Annotated in this window: 18 protein-coding genes; 7 read left to right on the top strand and 11 right to left on the bottom strand. The window is 62.2% G+C overall.

Translation table 11 applies throughout. The features are described 5' to 3' along the window. Positions 1–14: 14 nt before the first annotated feature. The 3 genes from cgtA to rplU all read right to left on the bottom strand — a co-directional run bounded on the left by cgtA (position 15) and on the right by rplU (position 2,040). Positions 15–1,241 (bottom strand): Obg family GTPase CgtA, encoded by a 1,227-nt coding sequence (gene cgtA, locus HG549_RS03715; protein ID WP_170028207.1) that lies wholly within the window; start codon positions 1,239–1,241, stop codon positions 15–17. A gap of 188 nt (positions 1,242–1,429) precedes the next feature. Further along, complete coding sequence (rpmA, locus tag HG549_RS03710; RefSeq protein WP_070092741.1) at positions 1,430–1,687, bottom strand: 50S ribosomal protein L27; 258 nt, start codon at positions 1,685–1,687, stop codon at positions 1,430–1,432. A 38-nt stretch (positions 1,688–1,725) separates the two neighbouring features. Continuing rightward, positions 1,726–2,040 (bottom strand): 50S ribosomal protein L21, encoded by a 315-nt coding sequence (gene rplU / locus HG549_RS03705; protein WP_003247466.1) that lies wholly within the window; start codon positions 2,038–2,040, stop codon positions 1,726–1,728. A gap of 244 nt (positions 2,041–2,284) precedes the next feature. Between rplU and HG549_RS03700 the strand changes: the two genes are divergently transcribed. From HG549_RS03700 to HG549_RS03690, 3 genes are all read left to right on the top strand, one after another. Further along, a complete protein-coding gene (locus HG549_RS03700; protein ID WP_170028206.1) occupies positions 2,285–3,253 on the top strand; it encodes a polyprenyl synthetase family protein in 969 nt (322 codons plus the stop codon). 183 nt (positions 3,254–3,436) lie between these two features. Then, positions 3,437–3,778 (top strand): zinc ribbon domain-containing protein YjdM, encoded by a 342-nt coding sequence (locus HG549_RS03695; protein ID WP_009686103.1) that lies wholly within the window; start codon positions 3,437–3,439, stop codon positions 3,776–3,778. Positions 3,779–3,861: 83 nt separating this feature from the next. After that, on the top strand, positions 3,862–4,107 hold the full coding sequence (locus HG549_RS03690; protein ID WP_170028205.1) for a hypothetical protein: 246 nt from the start codon (positions 3,862–3,864) through the stop codon (positions 4,105–4,107). Between the two features lie 174 nt (positions 4,108–4,281). On the opposite strand, the gene HG549_RS03685 is transcribed toward HG549_RS03690, so the two are convergent. The 5 genes from HG549_RS03685 to HG549_RS03665 all read right to left on the bottom strand — a co-directional run bounded on the left by HG549_RS03685 (position 4,282) and on the right by HG549_RS03665 (position 9,097). Further along, positions 4,282–4,899, bottom strand: a complete 618-nt coding sequence (locus tag HG549_RS03685; protein ID WP_170028204.1) for an FKBP-type peptidyl-prolyl cis-trans isomerase — start codon at positions 4,897–4,899, stop codon at positions 4,282–4,284. 85 nt (positions 4,900–4,984) lie between these two features. Then, positions 4,985–5,290 carry a DUF6482 family protein gene (locus tag HG549_RS03680; RefSeq protein WP_170028203.1) on the bottom strand — a complete coding sequence of 102 codons (306 nt, stop codon included), beginning with the start codon at positions 5,288–5,290 and terminating at the stop codon, positions 4,985–4,987. A gap of 272 nt (positions 5,291–5,562) precedes the next feature. After that, entirely contained in the window at positions 5,563–6,051 is a 489-nt protein-coding gene (locus HG549_RS03675; RefSeq protein ID WP_170028202.1) for a TIGR00645 family protein, read from the bottom strand. Positions 6,052–6,159: 108 nt separating this feature from the next. Further along, a complete protein-coding gene (locus tag HG549_RS03670; protein ID WP_170028201.1) occupies positions 6,160–6,498 on the bottom strand; it encodes a hypothetical protein in 339 nt (112 codons plus the stop codon). A 160-nt stretch (positions 6,499–6,658) separates the two neighbouring features. Further along, complete coding sequence (locus HG549_RS03665) at positions 6,659–9,097, bottom strand: Lon protease family protein (protein WP_170028200.1); 2,439 nt, start codon at positions 9,095–9,097, stop codon at positions 6,659–6,661. Positions 9,098–9,349: 252 nt separating this feature from the next. Here HG549_RS03665 and HG549_RS03660 point away from each other — a divergent pair, with 252 nt between their 5' ends. From HG549_RS03660 to HG549_RS03645, 4 genes are all read left to right on the top strand, one after another. Further along, positions 9,350–9,838, top strand: a complete 489-nt coding sequence (locus HG549_RS03660; RefSeq protein ID WP_170028199.1) for a DUF3015 domain-containing protein — start codon at positions 9,350–9,352, stop codon at positions 9,836–9,838. A gap of 74 nt (positions 9,839–9,912) precedes the next feature. Next, positions 9,913–11,766 carry a DUF4105 domain-containing protein gene (locus HG549_RS03655; protein WP_170028198.1) on the top strand — a complete coding sequence of 618 codons (1,854 nt, stop codon included), beginning with the start codon at positions 9,913–9,915 and terminating at the stop codon, positions 11,764–11,766. Positions 11,767–11,860: 94 nt separating this feature from the next. Beyond that, positions 11,861–12,217, top strand: a complete 357-nt coding sequence (locus HG549_RS03650; RefSeq protein WP_170028197.1) for a hypothetical protein — start codon at positions 11,861–11,863, stop codon at positions 12,215–12,217. Between the two features lie 66 nt (positions 12,218–12,283). Beyond that, positions 12,284–12,781, top strand: coding sequence for a GreA/GreB family elongation factor (locus HG549_RS03645; protein ID WP_170028196.1), 498 nt, complete (start codon positions 12,284–12,286; stop codon positions 12,779–12,781). 191 nt (positions 12,782–12,972) lie between these two features. Here HG549_RS03645 and HG549_RS25920 read toward each other — a convergent pair whose 3' ends face one another. From HG549_RS25920 to gdhA, 3 genes are all read right to left on the bottom strand, one after another. Next, a complete protein-coding gene (locus tag HG549_RS25920) occupies positions 12,973–13,236 on the bottom strand; it encodes a transposase (RefSeq protein WP_372241538.1) in 264 nt (87 codons plus the stop codon). A 39-nt stretch (positions 13,237–13,275) separates the two neighbouring features. Beyond that, on the bottom strand, positions 13,276–13,941 hold the full coding sequence (locus HG549_RS03640) for an IS110 family transposase (protein WP_256666054.1): 666 nt from the start codon (positions 13,939–13,941) through the stop codon (positions 13,276–13,278). A gap of 290 nt (positions 13,942–14,231) precedes the next feature. Beyond that, a complete protein-coding gene (gene gdhA, locus HG549_RS03635; RefSeq protein ID WP_170028195.1) occupies positions 14,232–15,572 on the bottom strand; it encodes an NADP-specific glutamate dehydrogenase in 1,341 nt (446 codons plus the stop codon). Positions 15,573–15,883 lie beyond the last annotated feature (311 nt).

Raw genomic sequence — 15,883 nt, 5'->3', positions numbered from 1 at the left:
TGTACTGCAACCGGTCAGTCGCGCACGTAAATGATTTCCGGGCCGTCTTCGTCGTCCTCGAAATCATCGTCCCAACCGTCATCGTCGCCGATGTCGTGCACGCTCTTGACACCGGTACGACGCAGGGTACGGGCGTCGTCCAGGGCCTGCAGCTGGGCACGCGCCTCGTCTTCGATGCGCTGGTCGAGGTCGGCCAGCTCTTCGGCGTAGGCCGGGTCATTGGCCAGGCGGTCGGCGCGGTCTTCGAGGTAGCGCATCAGGTCGTGGCTGAGCTTCTCGGTGCCCTGCTTGGCGATGGCCGAAATCACGTAGACCGGGCCTTCCCACTGCAGGCGCTCGACCACTTCCTTGACGCGCTCGTCGCGCTCGTCATCCATGACCATGTCGGCCTTGTTCAGCACCAGCCAGCGCTCACGCTCGGCCAGCGACGGGCTGAACTGGGTCAGCTCGTTGATGATGACTTCGGCAGCATCGGCCGGGCTGCTGCCGTCCAGCGGCGCCAGGTCCACCAGGTGCAGCAGCACGCGGGTACGCGCCAGGTGCTTGAGGAAGCGGATACCCAGGCCGGCACCTTCGGAAGCGCCTTCGATCAGGCCGGGAATGTCGGCGATGACGAAGCTCTTCCAGCGGTCGACGCTGACCACGCCCAGGTTTGGCACCAGGGTGGTGAACGGGTAGTCGGCCACTTTCGGCTTGGCCGCCGAAACCGAGCGAATGAAGGTGCTCTTGCCGGCGTTTGGCAGGCCCAGCAGGCCGACGTCGGCCAGCACTTTCATTTCCATCTTCAGGTCGCGCTGCTCACCCGGCTTGCCTGGGGTGGTCTGGCGCGGCGCACGGTTGGTGCTGGACTTGAAACGGGTGTTGCCCAGGCCGTGCCAGCCGCCCTGGGCGACCATCAGCTTCTGCCCCGGGGTAACCAGGTCACCGATCACTTCCTGGGTGGAAGCGTCGATCACGGTGGTACCGACCGGTACGCGCAGGAACAGGTCGTCACCCTTCTTGCCGGTGCAATCGGTGCTGCCACCGTTGGCGCCACGCTGGGCCTCGTGGTGACGGGTGTAGCGATAGTCGACCAGGGTGTTGAGGTTTTCGTCGGCGACCATGTACACCGAGCCGCCGTCGCCACCGTCACCGCCGTTGGGACCACCGTTCTCGATGAACTTCTCGCGACGGAAGCTCATGCAACCGTTGCCACCGTCACCGGCCTTGACCCGAATGGATACTTCGTCAACAAACTTCATTCAAAACCGCCTCTCGCCTTCCGACGAGCTGAATACTGATAAACCTGAGGCTCTTGCAAAAATGAGCGCGGCGGCCCCGTACGACCGTAGAAACCCACGCCGGCAGCCCATACAAACAGCTTTGCAAGAGGCTCACCACAAACGAAAAAGCCCCGTCGCATGACGGGGCTTCTGGAGCGACGTCGCGATTAAGCTGCGACGATGCTCACGTAACGGCGGTTGAACTCGCCTTTCTTCTCGAACTTGATCACGCCTTCGATCTTGGCGAACAGGGTGTGATCCTTGCCCATACCAACACCGTAGCCGGCGTGGAATTCGGTGCCGCGCTGGCGGACGATGATGTTGCCTGGCTTGATAACCTGGCCGCCATACATCTTCACGCCAAGGCGTTTCGATTCTGAGTCGCGACCGTTACGAGTACTACCACCAGCCTTCTTGTGAGCCATGGTTCAATTCTCCAAATAAATTCAGGGGATCTAGGGGATTAAGCCTGGATGCCGGTGATTTTGATCTCGGTGAACCACTGGCGGTGGCCCATGCGCTTCATGTGGTGCTTACGACGACGGAACTTGATGATGCGAACCTTGTCGTGGCGGCCTTGCGAAACGACTTCGGCCACTACTTTAGCGCCAGCAACAACTGGAGCGCCGATGGTGACTTCTTCACCGTTGGCGACCAGCAGAACGCGATCGAAGGTCACGGATTCGCCAGTGGCGACTTCCAGTTTTTCGATCTTGAGGAATTCACCTTCAGCGACTTTGTACTGCTTGCCGCCGGTAACGATTACTGCGTAAGACATGGTATTTCTCCGATAATCCTGCTCACCCAGCGCTTTATATGATGAGTATTGGCTGGCATGGCTGCACAGGGCTGGAACGGCCCGGTGCAATTGCGTAAGGCAGGTGCTGCCCAGGAAGTTAGGGTGCGCGATTGTACGCAACCGCGGTTTTGCTTGCAAGTACCGTCCCCGGGCAGGCGGCACCGTGCCTTGACACACCGGGACCCGCGACCTAGCATGCCGCGCAACCTCACTGGAGCAGCCGATGCAACCCCAATCCTTCTACCGAGCGGTGGCTGATGATTTCAGCGCCGTCGACGAGATCATCAAGAAGCAGCTGACCTCGCGCGTGCCGCTGGTATCGAAGATCGGCGACTATATCACGTCGGCCGGCGGCAAGCGCCTGCGTCCGCTGCTGGTACTGCTGTGTGGCAAGGCCCTGGGCCGCGAAGGCGACGACCTGCGCCTGCTGGCCGCCACCATCGAGTTCCTGCACACCGCCACCCTGCTGCACGACGACGTGGTCGACATGTCCGGCATGCGCCGTGGCCGCTCCACCGCCAATGCCCTGTGGGGCAATGCGCCGAGCGTGCTGGTGGGCGACTTCCTCTATTCGCGCTCGTTCGAGATGATGGTCGAACTCGGCTCGATGCCGGTCATGCAGATCCTGTCCAAGGCCACCCGGGTGATTGCCGAAGGCGAAGTGCTGCAGCTGTCGCGGGTACGCGATGCCAGCACCACCGAGGAAGTCTACATGGAGGTGATTCGCGGCAAGACCGCGATGCTGTTCGAGGCCTCGACCCACAGCGCCGCCGCGCTGGCCGATGCCAGCGACGAGCAGCGCGAAGCCCTGCGCACCTTCGGCGATCACCTGGGCGTGGCCTTCCAGCTGGTCGACGACCTGCTGGATTACAAGGGCGACTCGCAGACCCTGGGCAAGAACGTCGGCGACGACCTGGCCGAAGGCAAGCCTACCCTGCCGCTGATCTACACCATGCGCGAAGGCACTGCCGAACAGGCTGCGCTGGTGCGCCAGGCGATCCAGAAGGGTGGCCTGGAAGACCTCGAGCAGATTCGCGTGGCAGTCGAGGCATCCGGTGCGCTGAACTACACCGCCGAGCTGGCACGTGACTATGTGAAGCGCGCCATCGCATGCCTCGAGGTGCTGCCGGCCAGCGAGTACCGGGATGCGCTGGTTGAGCTAAGCGAGTTTGCGGTCGCGCGTACTCACTGATAGATCGCGTCAACTCCATTCGCGGGCTCGCCCGCTCCCACAGGATAAGTGCAGCCCTCGAGGTGGTGCTATCCCGGTGGGAGCGGGCAAGCCCGCGAATGCTTTTGTCCGGACATAATCCCTTCTGCAACGATACCTCTTACAATGTCGGGCTTTTACCGCCTGTCTGTTTGAGGAACCGAAGTGAGCACTCTGCCACCCTGCCCAAAATGCAACTCCGAATACACCTACGAGGATGGCACTCAGCTGATCTGCCCTGAATGCGCCCACGAATGGTCGGCCAGCGGCGATGCCGAGGCAGCCAGCGACGAGGTGGTGAAAAAGGACTCGGTCGGCAACATCCTGCAGGACGGCGATACCGTCACCGTGATCAAGGACCTCAAGGTCAAGGGTTCGTCCCTGGTGGTCAAGGTCGGTACCAAGGTCAAGAACATCCGCCTGTGCGATGGCGACCACGACATCGACTGCAAGATCGACGGCATCGGCGCCATGAAGCTGAAGTCAGAGTTCGTGCGTAAAGTCTGATAACGCAAAAACCGCCAATTGGCGCTTGCTATTTAGATAATAAGAATTATTCTCATTGGAGCCGCTATCCAAGGAGAATAGCCATGACTTATCTGATCGACGCCTGGCTGGACCGCCCTCACCCCTACCTGCGCATCCTTCATCGGGAAACCGGCGAAGTGTGCGCGGTGCTTGAACAAGAAGCGCTCGACGAACTGCGTGACCAGGGCGACCTGGACATGAGCGGGCTGAACTCGAGTGAACCGGGGGTGCTCAAGGAGCTGGTGCGCAACCTGTTCCTGTTCTGCTATGCACGGGCATTGCGCCCTGGGGGAACAGACTGGAACTGACTAGCTGGCGAGGGCTTCGCCCTCGATCGCGACGCAAGGCCGCTCCTACAGGAGAACGCATATCCCTGAACTACGCCCCTGAGGTTGGATTTTTTTGCCCAACATCCGGGGCGCAGTTCACCCTGTAGCAGCGGCCTTGTATCGCGAATGGGCCGCAAAGCGGCCCCAGCGGTATTACAGAACGTCGAGCAGCTCGACGTCGAACACCAGCACGCTGTGCGGCGGGATGCTACCAACGCCCTGGGCGCCGTAAGCCAGCTCGCTCGGTACGTACAGGCGCCATTTGCTGCCGGCGTTCATCAGTTGCAGGGCTTCGGTCCAGCCAGCGATCACGCCACCCACCGGGAATTCGGCCGGCTGGCCACGATCGTAGGAGCTGTCGAACACAGTGCCGTCGATCAGGGTGCCGTGGTAGTGGGTGCGAACGTTGCTTTCGCGGGTCGGCTTGGCGCCTTCACCTGCGGTCAGCACTTCGAACTGCAGGCCCGAGGCCAGGGTGGTGATGCCTTCGCGCTTGGCGTTTTCAGCCAGGAATTCCTTGCCAGCGGCAGCAGCAGCTTCGGCCTTGGCGGCCGCTTCGGCTTGCATCACTTCGCGGATGACCTTGAAGCTGGCCGACAGGTCGGCTTCGCTGACGCGGCTGTCGGCACCGTTGAAGGCGTCGGTCAGGCCGGCCAGGATGGCTTCCAGGCTCACGCCTGGTGGCGGGTTGTCACGCAGCTGGCCGCCCAGCTGACGGCCGATGCCGTAGCTGACGCGAGTTTCGTCGGTGGACAGGTTGAGTTCGGACATTGTCGTGCTCCACTGCAGGGCGCAGTGAAGCCGCGCCCTTGATGAAAAGGGCGAGCAGCCTAGCACACTGGGGCGCCGCGAGCAGCTACCAGGCCGAGCGCTGGGAAATCGGCACCTTCAAGTCTTCTTCCGGGTGCGTGCCCATGCCACACATTTCATCCTGCACCGACCAGTGCACCAGATTCATCGAAACCATGGGGATGGTTTGCAGCAGCTTGCGCGCATCCTCTACCGAGTGCACGCGCAGGCGTTGCCCACGGGCGTCGGACAGCGGATGGGCGTGGCCCTTGACCCGGGCCTCGAGCAGGTAGTCACCGCCTTCGATGGCGATCAGGTTCAGTTCGTCGACATGGCCAGACCTGGCCTCGGTGTTGAGCTGATGCAGGTTCATGAGAGCACCTCGGGACGGGAACCACGCATGAAAGCTCATTTTTTGTACAGAAACGGAGAATACACAAGGCACGACTGACGCCGCTCGTCAGTTGCCAGCGCCAAGCAGCGCCATTGCTGTAGGAGCGGCCTGGTGTCGCGATGGGGCGCGCAGCGGCCCAGACGATTGCAGCTTCGCCGCGAATTTGCAGCTTCGCCCGACTATGGCCGGGGCGCTGCGCGCCCCTTCGCGACACCAGGCCGCTCCTACACGGGCCGCGTCAGGCGAAGGGTTCAGTGCTTGGTGAGCTTGTCCAGGTAGCCCATGCAGAACGCCGAGACCACGAAGGTCATGTGGATGATCACATACCACATCAGGTAGTCGGTGGAGATGTTCTGCGCATCCATGAACACCCGCAGCAGGTGGATGGAGGAAATGGCCACGATCGACGCCGCGACTTTCATCTTCAGCGACGAAGAATCCATCTTGCCCAGCCAGTTGAGTTTTTCCTTGCTCTCATCGATGTCCAGCTGCGAGACGAAGTTTTCGTAGCCCGAGATCATCACCATCACCAGCAGGCCACCGACCAGCGACATGTCGATCAACGACAGGATCACCAGGATCAGGTCGGCTTCGCTCAGGGCGAAAACATTGGGCAGGACGTGGATCACTTCCTGGAAGAATTTCAGCGCCAGGGCCAGCAGGCCAAGGGACAGGCCGAAGTAGATCGGTGCGAGCAGCCAGCGCGAGGCATACATCGCGTTTTCGAGGATACGTTCCATGGAGGATTGGGACTCATCAGGTGACTAAAAAGCGACGGCGAGTATAGCCAGCCACCTGTTGCAGCAAAAGCCCGCTGAAACGGGGCCGCGCTGCAGCCCCGCAATGGTTCAGGTTTCAGGATGGAATTGGAAATCCCCGAGGTTACGGCAGCGATCGCCATTGATCCGCCGCAACTGCGCCTGCAAGTGCAAGCACCAGATCTGTGGATCCTCGGCCACCTGGTAGCCATGCAAGGTCAGGCTGTCGACGATGGCATTCAGTACCGATTCAGCCACCAGCGGCCCATGGAACGGCCCCTGGGCCTTGATCGCGGAAGGCTGTTCACCGGCCATTCCGGCAGCGAACAGCAGCGTCCACATACCGTTGTCCCCGGCCAGCGGTCGGATGCAGCATTCGATACGGGTCACCAGGCCCAGGCACTGGCGTGTGAGGCTGAGGTTGCGCATGGCCGCGTCCCCTCCAAAGAGCCCTGTTCAGCCTGGAGTCAGGCTGTTTCCATCCTGAACGCTGATAACGTCCTTAAGTTCCAGCATAGAAGAACAGCACGAGAAGATGGAAAACCGGCGCTGAACGGTAGCACATCGCCGCCAGCGCCGGTTTATTGACTCAGGCTGGCTTAGCCTGGGCAATCACCTCTTCCAGGCGCTCTTTCTCCGCCTTCTCGATTTCTTCCTCGCCGATCATCTCGGCGATCTCGCGCAGGCGCTCTACTACGCGGGCGTTGACGCTGCCTTCGGTGAACTGGCCCTTGTCATCCAGCACGCCGGCCTCCTCGCCCACCAGCAGGCTCAGCGCCTCGTCGGCCTGGCTGACCGCATAGACGTGGAACATGCCGTTCTCCACCGCCTGCAGCACGCGCTCATCGAGCATCAGCGTGGCGACGTTGGCCCGCGGGATGATCACCCCCTGTTCGCCGGTCAGGCCACGTGCCTCGCACAAACGGAAGAAACCTTCGATCTTCTCGTTGACCCCACCCACCGCCTGCACTTCACCAAACTGGTTGATCGAGCCAGTGATGGCGAAGCACTGCTTGAGCGGCGTGCGCGACAAGGCCGAGATCAGCGTGCAGGCCTCGCCCAGCGAGGCGCTGTCACCGTCGACGTAGCCGTAGGATTGTTCCAGGGCAATGCTCGCCGAGATCGCCAGCGGGAATTCCTGGGCATAACGGCTGCCCAGGTAACCGGTAAGGATCATCACGCCCTTGGAGTGGATTGGCTGGCCGAGGTTGACCTCGCGCTCGATGTCGACGATGCCGCTGCCGCCCGGGTACACGGTGGCGGAGATACGTGCCGGCATGCCGAACGCCGAGTCGCCCACTTCCAGCACGGTCAGGCCGTTGCACTTGCCGATGGCCGCGCCTTCGGTGTCGATCAGGATGATCCCGGCCAGCATGTCGTCCAGCACCCGCTGCGAAACACGCCCGGTACGGGTGGCCTTGGCCTTGAGCGCGCGTTCGATATGGCCGGCGTCGGTCATTTCGTCACTGGCCAGCTGGCGAATGAAATCGGCTTCGCTGACCAGCTGGAACAGGTCGCCGATACGCGCCGACAAGCGCGACTGGTTCTCTGCCAGGCGGGCGCTGTAGGTGGCCAGGCGCGCTACCGCATCACTGGTCAGCGGCGCCATGCCTTCTTCGTTGGTGCGGGTACGCAGCAACTGGGCGAACTGCTCCAGGTTCTCGTCGACCATGGGCATGTCTTCGTCGAAGTCGACCAGCACGCGGAACATCTCCTGGAAGTCCGGGTCGTGGTCTTGCAGCGCGTAGTACAGCTGGCGCGAACCGATGATGATCAGCTTGACGTTCAGCGGGATCACCTGCGGCGTCAGGCTGACGGTGGCCACGCGGCCCAGCTCGCCCAACGGCGACTCCATCTTCAGCTTGCGCGACTGCAGGGCACGCTTGAGTGCGTCCCAGACGAACGGCTCGCCGAGCATCTTCTCGGCTTCGAGGATCAGGAACCCCCCGTTGGCGCGGTGCAGTGCGCCCGGGCGCAGCTGGCGGTACGAGGTATACAGGGCGCCCTGGTCGGTGCTGTACTCGATGCGGCCGAACAGGTTGTCGTAGGTCGGGTGGGGCTCGAACACCACCGGCGCACCGCCGTCGGCGTGGTGGCCGACCACCAGGCTGGGGGCATACTGCTCTTCGAGCAGCTTGCGCGCGGCGGCGTCACTCTTGCTGTCGTCGACCAGTTGCTCGACCACGGTCCGCAGCAGGTTCAACTGCACCGACTGCAGGTAGGCACAGACCGCCGCGTTTTCCGCGTATTTTTCCGACAACGGCGCCAGCAACGGCTGCAGGGCCAGGGTGATGGTTTCTTCGTTGAGCTGGCGCAGCTGGTTGTTCGACTCGCGCTTCCATTGCGGCAGGCTGGCCAGTTCTTCGTTCAGGCGCTCCTCGAGCAGGGCGATATCTTCGTGGAACTGCTCGCGCACTTCTTCCGGCAGCTGGGCGAACTCGGCTTCATCCAGGGCCTTGCCGTCGGCCATCGGGGTGAAGGCGACGTTGCTGGCGTCGCGGTACAGGGCCACGTCCTTTTCCAGCGAGGCACGCTCGATCACATCCAGGGCGCGGTCGTAGCGCTGGTTGAAAGCGCGGTCGATGGCGCCTTTCTTCTGCTGGTAGGACGGGTGCTCGAACACCGCCGGGAAGGTCGCCAACAGGTTGTCGATCAACCCGTTCATGTCGGCAATGAACGCCCCGGCGCTGCCGGAGGGCAATTCCAGCGCGCGCGGTTCGCGGGTGTCATCGAAGTGATTGACGTAGACCCAGTCGGCCGGGGTCTGCTGGCGCTTGCCCTCGGCCTTGAGGTAGCGCTTGACGAACGAGAAACGGCCGGTGCCGGGCTCGCCCATCACATACACGTTGTAACCGGGGCGCGGCATGGCCACGCCGAACTGCAGGGCCTCGACAGCACGTTCCTGGCCCAGGACTCCGCGAAACGGCTCCAGATCGTCGGTGTTGGTAAAGGCAAACTGCTCGGGGGAGAAACGCCGGGTCAGGGCTTCAGGCGCGAGACGCAGGCGCGCAGCGACAGGATCGGGCATTGGGTTTCCTTACTTCGGCGGGGCAGATACGCAGCATTCTGGCGCTGCCCGCGCGCGCCTTGCAAGGCTCCGCGGGACTTTATCTCCAGCCGCAGCGGGTCATCCGACAGCAAATTTTTCGCAATCAGCAACGCAACCTTTAGATCGTGCCTAAACTCCAAGCTGCGCGGGTGGGTGAAAAGCTTTCCCGACCTGGCAACCGAGTTGCCAGAAACCCTGACCCTTGGTTAAGTCAAATAGAGAACAAATGCTATGAAACGGATTCTTCTGGGTACTCTGTTCACCGTAGTTTCTCTCAACGCCATGGCCGAAGCGCCAGGTGGCCCGAACTGCGGCTGGGGCAACATGCTGTTCGAAGGCCAGCGCGGCACTCCGGCACACTTCCTGGCTTCTACCACCAACGGCACCTCCGGTAACGCTACCTTCGGCATGACGTCCGGCACCAACGGTTGCTCGACCAAGGCTTCGCTGACCTACGGCGGCAAGTCCTGGTTCGCCATGAATGGCATGATGAACGAGCTGTCCGAAGACATGGCCATGGGCCAGGGCGAAGCACTGACCACCTATGCCGTGGTACTCGGCGTAGCCCCGGAAGACCGCGGCTACTTCGCAGCAGTCACCCACCAGCACTTCAACCAGATCTTCAGCAGTGCCGACGTCACTGCCGAAACGGTCCACAGCAATACCCTGGCCGTTCTGAAGAACGATCCACGCCTGGCCAAATACGCTACCGAGGCCTAAGCGCAGCTGCTCCCGCCCCGGCTACGGGGCGGGTTTCGCCTTTTTTCGGCATCGTTGAGAAGTAGTTGCCCGACATGCTCAAACGCCTCGTTTCCCTGGCGCTGTGTGCCTGCGCCCCTGTACATGCCGCACCGTTGCTGGACCAAGGCCATCTCCAGCAACTGGCCAACACCCCCTACTGGATTGCCCTGGGCCACTACGAAACCGCCAAGCTCGGTGGCTGGCGCAGCTATGTGGACGATGACGCGTTCTTCCTCGCCGAGGACGGCGCGCACCACCCCGACCAGGAGCTGCAAGCCACCGTCGAAGCGCTGTACGCCCCGGCCAGCCTCGGCGACCAGCACGCCCAGTGCCGGTTCCCCGCGCGTAGCCGCTGGCTGCGCGAACAGCTCGACCTGCAAGGCTTGCCACAGCCGGCCTGCCAGGAGTTCACCACCTGGTACCAGTCGATCGACCCGCACAGCGCGGCGCTGATCTTTCCGGCGGCGTACCTGAACAGCCCGTCTTCGATGTTCGGCCATACCTTGCTGCGCATCGACCAGTCGAAAACCCGCAGCGACGACACCACGCTGCTGAGCTACGCGATCAACTTCGGCGCCTATATCGAAGGCAGCGACAACAGCATCCTGTATGCCTGGAAAGGCCTGATGGGCGGCTACCCGGGGCTGTTCGCGCTGATGCCCTACCAGGAAAAACTCTCCGAGTACCGCAGCCTGGAAAACCGCGACCTGTGGGAATACCAGCTGGACCTGACGCCAGCAGAGACCGGGCGCATGGTCGAGCATGTGTGGGAGCTGAAGCAGATCCAGTTCGACTACTTCTTCTTCGACGAAAACTGCTCGTATCGCCTGCTGGAGTTGCTGCAGGTAGCCCGGCCGAGCCTGGACCTGACCTCACAGTTCCCGCTCACGGCCATCCCCACCGACACGGTGAAGGCGGTGCGCCAGTCCGGCCTGGTTTCCAGCGTGAAATACCGCCCTTCGCGCGAGCGCGAGTTGCTGGCCCGGGCCGAACCGCTGGACCATCATGAAAAGCAGCAGGTGCTGGCCATCAGCGCCGATACCGCACAGCTGCAGAACCCTGACTTTACCGCCCTGCCCCGCCCACGCCAGGCACTGGTGCAGGATGCCGCGTATCGCCTGGAGCGTTACCGCGCCAACGGCCAGCAGCGCGACGCCGGCCAGGCCCGGCGCAGCTTCGAGCTATTGCAGGCGATCAACCGCAACCCGCCACCGGCGCTGGACATCGAACGCCCGGGGCTGCCCGAGGACGGCCATGATTCACGCACCTGGCAGCTGGGCGCAGGCACCCGCGAGGACCGTGCCTACGCCGAGTATGGCCTGCGCATGGCCTACCACGACCTGAACGACAACGCCTACGGCTTCCCGTTGGGGGCGCAGATCGAGATCCTGCAGCTGAAAGTGCGCCAGTACGAAGGCAACGACTGGCAGGTGCAGCGCCTGGACCTGGCCACCATCCGCTCGCTGACCCCGCGCAACGCGTTGCTCAAGCCGTGGTCGTGGCAAGTGGCCGGCGGGCTGGAACGGGTACCGGGCAAGCATGATGACGAAGTGCTGGTGAGCCATGTGAATGGCGGAGCCGGTGGCACCTGGCAGCTGGCGGACGGGCTGCTGGGCTTTGCCCTGGGCACGCTGCGGGTCGAGCACCACAACGACTTTGCCCAGTTCATCGCCCCGGCGGCGGGGTTCAACAGCGGGCTGCTGTGGCGCAACGGGCTGGGCAACATGACGCTCGAGGCCAAGGGGGATTACTTCACCAATGGCGAAGTGCGACGCAGCGTGAGCCTGAACCAGCAGTGGGAAATCAGCCAGAACCTGGGGCTGCGCCTGAGCGCCTCGCGCGAGTTCAGCCACCTGGCAACGGCGCAGAACGAGGTGATGCTGGAACTGAAGTGGTACCACTACTGAGTGTGAACCAACCGACTCTTTGACACTGTTTTGACAGCTCCCCGACAAATCGCCACCTAGACTTTCCGGTATCTCTCCGAAGGTCCAGGTGGTCATGTCGCGGTATTGGTCGGGCTTGTGCATTGCCTTGTTGCTGGCGGGTTGCGAAACGACCCACGAACAGCTGGTCGACCGAGGTTATCCCCGCGCATTCGCCGACGGCTATGAAGATGGCTGCAGCAGTGGCCGCCAGGCGGCCGGGCTGATGGTCGGCGACTTCCGCAAGGATGTACCGCGCTACCTGCACGACCGGCAGTACGAATCGGGCTGGGACGACGGCTTCCGCCAGTGCCAGGCCATGCAGAACAGTGAAGAACAGCGCCAGTACCACGAGCGTTTCTGGGACGAGCGTGAACGCGAATGGCAACAGGAAAAGGATCGCGGCGCTGCCAAGGCTTATCGGCACGACTGAGTCGCAATCGGACATTCCTTGAAACCGGCAGCCAGCCATGATGGTCTCCTGCACAAGGAGGTATCCATGAGCCGAGCATTCGTCAACGAAGACCAGGCCGCCGCCCAGGCCGACCAGCCGGTCGAGCGGCGGGTCAGCGAACAACCCAACTACGTGACCGCCAGTGGCCTGCGCCAGCTGCAAGACCGCGTGGCCGAGCTGAATGCCCTGCGCAACGAGCTGCAGGCACAAGGCGAGCGTGGCGACAAGCAGCGCCTGGCCGATACCGAGCGGGACCTGCGCTATTTCAACGCGCGGCTGCAGAGCGCCCAGGTGGTCGCGGCGGCGACGTCGCGGAGCAAGGTGCAGATCGGTAGCCGGGTGCGCTTTGTCGATGCCCAGGACCAGGAGCATGTGGTGCGGCTGGTGGGCGAGGACGAGGCGGATGCGGGGCGCGGCTTGATCAACTGGGGCTCGCCGCTGGGGCGGGCATTGCTCGGGGCCGGGCCTGGAGATGAAGTGCTGTGGCGACGGCCGGCGGGAGAGCAGATGATCGAGGTAGTCGATATCGAGGGTGAGGATTGAAGGCCAGGGGGCTGCTTTGCAGCCCATCGCGACGCAAGGCCGCTCCTACAGCAAACCCCGACAACCTGGGTGACCGCGGCGCTTGTAGGAGCCAGGGGGCTGCTTTGCAGCCCATCGCGACGCAAGGCCGCTCCTGCAGCAGACCGCGACAACCTGGGTGACCGCGGCGCTTGTAGATACCGTCTTGACCCTCATCCCACAAGGGCGATTTGAGGGTCAAACGGTTTGCCTGACTTCACCACGCCATACACCAGGTGCAATAGCTTGCGCATGGCTGCACAAACTATCTGCTTGTAGGCTTTGCGCCGGTTACTCAATCGTTCAGCCAGCGCTTGTACGACGGGGTTATGCCTGATCGAGACCGTGCCTGACATCCACAAGCCAGCGCGCAACCTTGGCGCTCCTGTGCGGGAAATGGTTGATTGGCCAATCTTCTCCCCCGATTGATGGATCATCGGGTTGAGACCTGCAAACGCAACAATGGCTGACGCACTTTAATACTTCAGCGGATCACCCAACTCAGCAAGGATCAGCGCGGCCGTGGTGTCGCCCAAGCCGTCAATTGACGTAATCAGTTCCCGTCGTTGGCGCAGATCGGGATCGTCATCGATCGTCTGGTCAATGGCCTTTCGGGTTTTCGCTATTTCTTCGCTGATATGTCCAATTACAGCCCTGATGGATGCCTGTACAGCCGTCTGCGCCACGTCCAGGCGGTTCTGCTCCATCTGCTGCATCTCTTTCAGATCGTCCAGACGCCGCACCAAGGCCCGCAAACGCCGCTGAGCTGGCGGCTCAGGTTCCCACTGACGGAGCAGATCATTTTTTTGCTGACCGTAAGCTGCAATAACCTTGGCATCCGCCTTATCGGTTTTGACACGTCGAAGGTCAGCCTCGGCAAATTTGGCGATGACTGCGGGATTCAGAATGCACACCCGGTAACCCTTGCCGTGAAGGTAGTCAGCAAGCGCTTCGTGATAGGTGCCGGTGGCCTCCATGACAACCCAGGCATGTGGTTCGGCATGCTGCTCGAGCCAGGCTGCAAATTGGGCAAAACCACTTGGTTCATTGGCCAGCTTGGCTTTGGTACGGACCTTCCCGTTGGGAAGCGGGGTGGCGATGTCAAAAGATCGCTTGGCTACATCAACGCCAACAACAGACATGATCTTCTCCTTCAAGCAACGAAAGTTGGATCACCCAGCACTCGGTTCAACCTTGTGAATGCGTGCTCACGCCGGGGGCGGGCACTAGATACCGTTCGAACTGTTTGAGTGGGGTTGGAAGGCCAGAGCGTTATCTACAGTGCGGGCTCGATGCCCTCGGAGCGGCTCCGCTTCATGACCTTCCCTCGATGATCAGTCGAGAACTTTCGCCTCTTGCGAGGCGAAAGTCGAGATACAAGGAGCGGCCTTGCGTCGCGAAAGGGCCGCAAAGCGGCCCCGGCACGCTCGAATCAGACCACGCCTTGCGCCAGCATCGCATCCGCCACTTTCACGAAGCCGGCAATGTTCGCACCCTTCACATAGTTGATCCGGCCATCGGCCTCTTCACCGTAGTGCACGCACGCATGGTGAATCGACTGCATGATGTTGTGCAGCTTGCTGTCCACCTCACCGGCGCTCCACAGCAAGCGCATGGCATTCTGCGACATCTCCAGCCCCGACACAGCCACGCCGCCGGCGTTGGAGGCCTTGCCAGGCGCGTAAAGAATGCCGGCGTCCAGGAAGATATCCACAGCCGCGAGGGTGGTCGGCATGTTGGCGCCTTCCGCCACGCAGATGCAGCCATTACGCAGCAGGGTGCGGGCGTCTTCGACGTCCAGCTCGTTCTGCGTGGCGCACGGCAAGGCGATGTCGCACGGCAGGTTCCATGGGGTCTGGCCCTGGCGGAACTCCAGGCCGAACTGGGCGGCCAGTTCGCTGATGCGGCCACGCTTGACGTTCTTCAGCTGCATGACCGCTTCCCACTGGGCGTCGGTCAGGCCGGCCTCGGCGTACAGGGTGCCTTCGGAATCGGACAGCGAGATGACCTTGCCGCCCAGGTCCATGACCTTGCGCGCCGCATACTGGGCCACGTTGCCCGAGCCGGAAATCGCCACGCGGCAACCATCGATGCGCTTGTCCTGGCGCTTGAGCATTTCCTCGGCGAAGTACACGCAACCGTAGCCAGTGGCTTCCGGACGGATCAGGCTGCCGCCATAGGTCATGCCCTTGCCGGTGAGCACCGAGGTGAACTGGTTGGCCAGGCGCTTGTACTGGCCGAACATGAAGCCGATTTCGCGGGCCCCCACGCCAATGTCACCGGCCGGCACGTCCAGGTCGGCGCCGATGTGGCGGTACAGCTCGCTCATGAACGCCTGGCAGAAGCGCATCACCTCGGCGTCGCTCTTGCCTTTCGGGTCGAAGTCCGAGCCACCTTTGCCGCCGCCCATGGGCAGCGAGGTGAGGGAGTTCTTGAACACCTGTTCGAACGCCAGGAACTTGAGCACGCCGAGGTTCACCGACGGGTGGAAGCGCAGGCCACCCTTGTACGGGCCGATGGCGCTGCTCATCTGGATGCGGTAGCCGCGGTTGACCTGCACCTTGCCCTGGTCATCGACCCAGGACACGCGGAACAGCACGGCGCGCTCAGGCTCGACCATGCGCTCCAGAATGCCGGCCTGCAGGTAATGTGGGTTGGCCTCGAGGAACGGCCACAGGCTGCGCAGCACTTCTTCCACCGCCTGGTGGAATTCGGGCTGGGCCGGGTCGCGTTGCTTCAGGCGCGCGAGGAAATTGTCGACGGATTCGATCATGGTAGACATCTCACCAAGAGGATTGGGCTTATTGGTTTTTTCCCGAATGTACCAAGAAGCCATCGCACCGGAACAGGGCGAAATGTCGTTTTTTTGAAATTATTTGGTGCGTTTTCTATAAGTGTATACAAAACCAAATGTCGGCGGCGGCTTCTTCGCGGGCTCGCCCGCTCCCACAGGCCCATTACAGGCCTGAGGTTCCAAGGGCTGCTGTGGGAGCGGGCATGCCCGCGAATGAAGCCAACTCCAGTTTCCAGCCAGGCACAAAAATGGGGCCTAACAAGGCCCCATTCTTGTGCATCAGAATACCG

Source organism: Pseudomonas sp. SK, from assembly GCF_012975065.1.
In the GTDB taxonomy this organism is placed as follows: domain Bacteria; phylum Pseudomonadota; class Gammaproteobacteria; order Pseudomonadales; family Pseudomonadaceae; genus Aquipseudomonas; species Aquipseudomonas anuradhapurensis.
The sequence above is the reverse complement of the archived record's forward strand: the minus strand, read 5'-3'. Positions and strand labels throughout refer to the sequence as shown.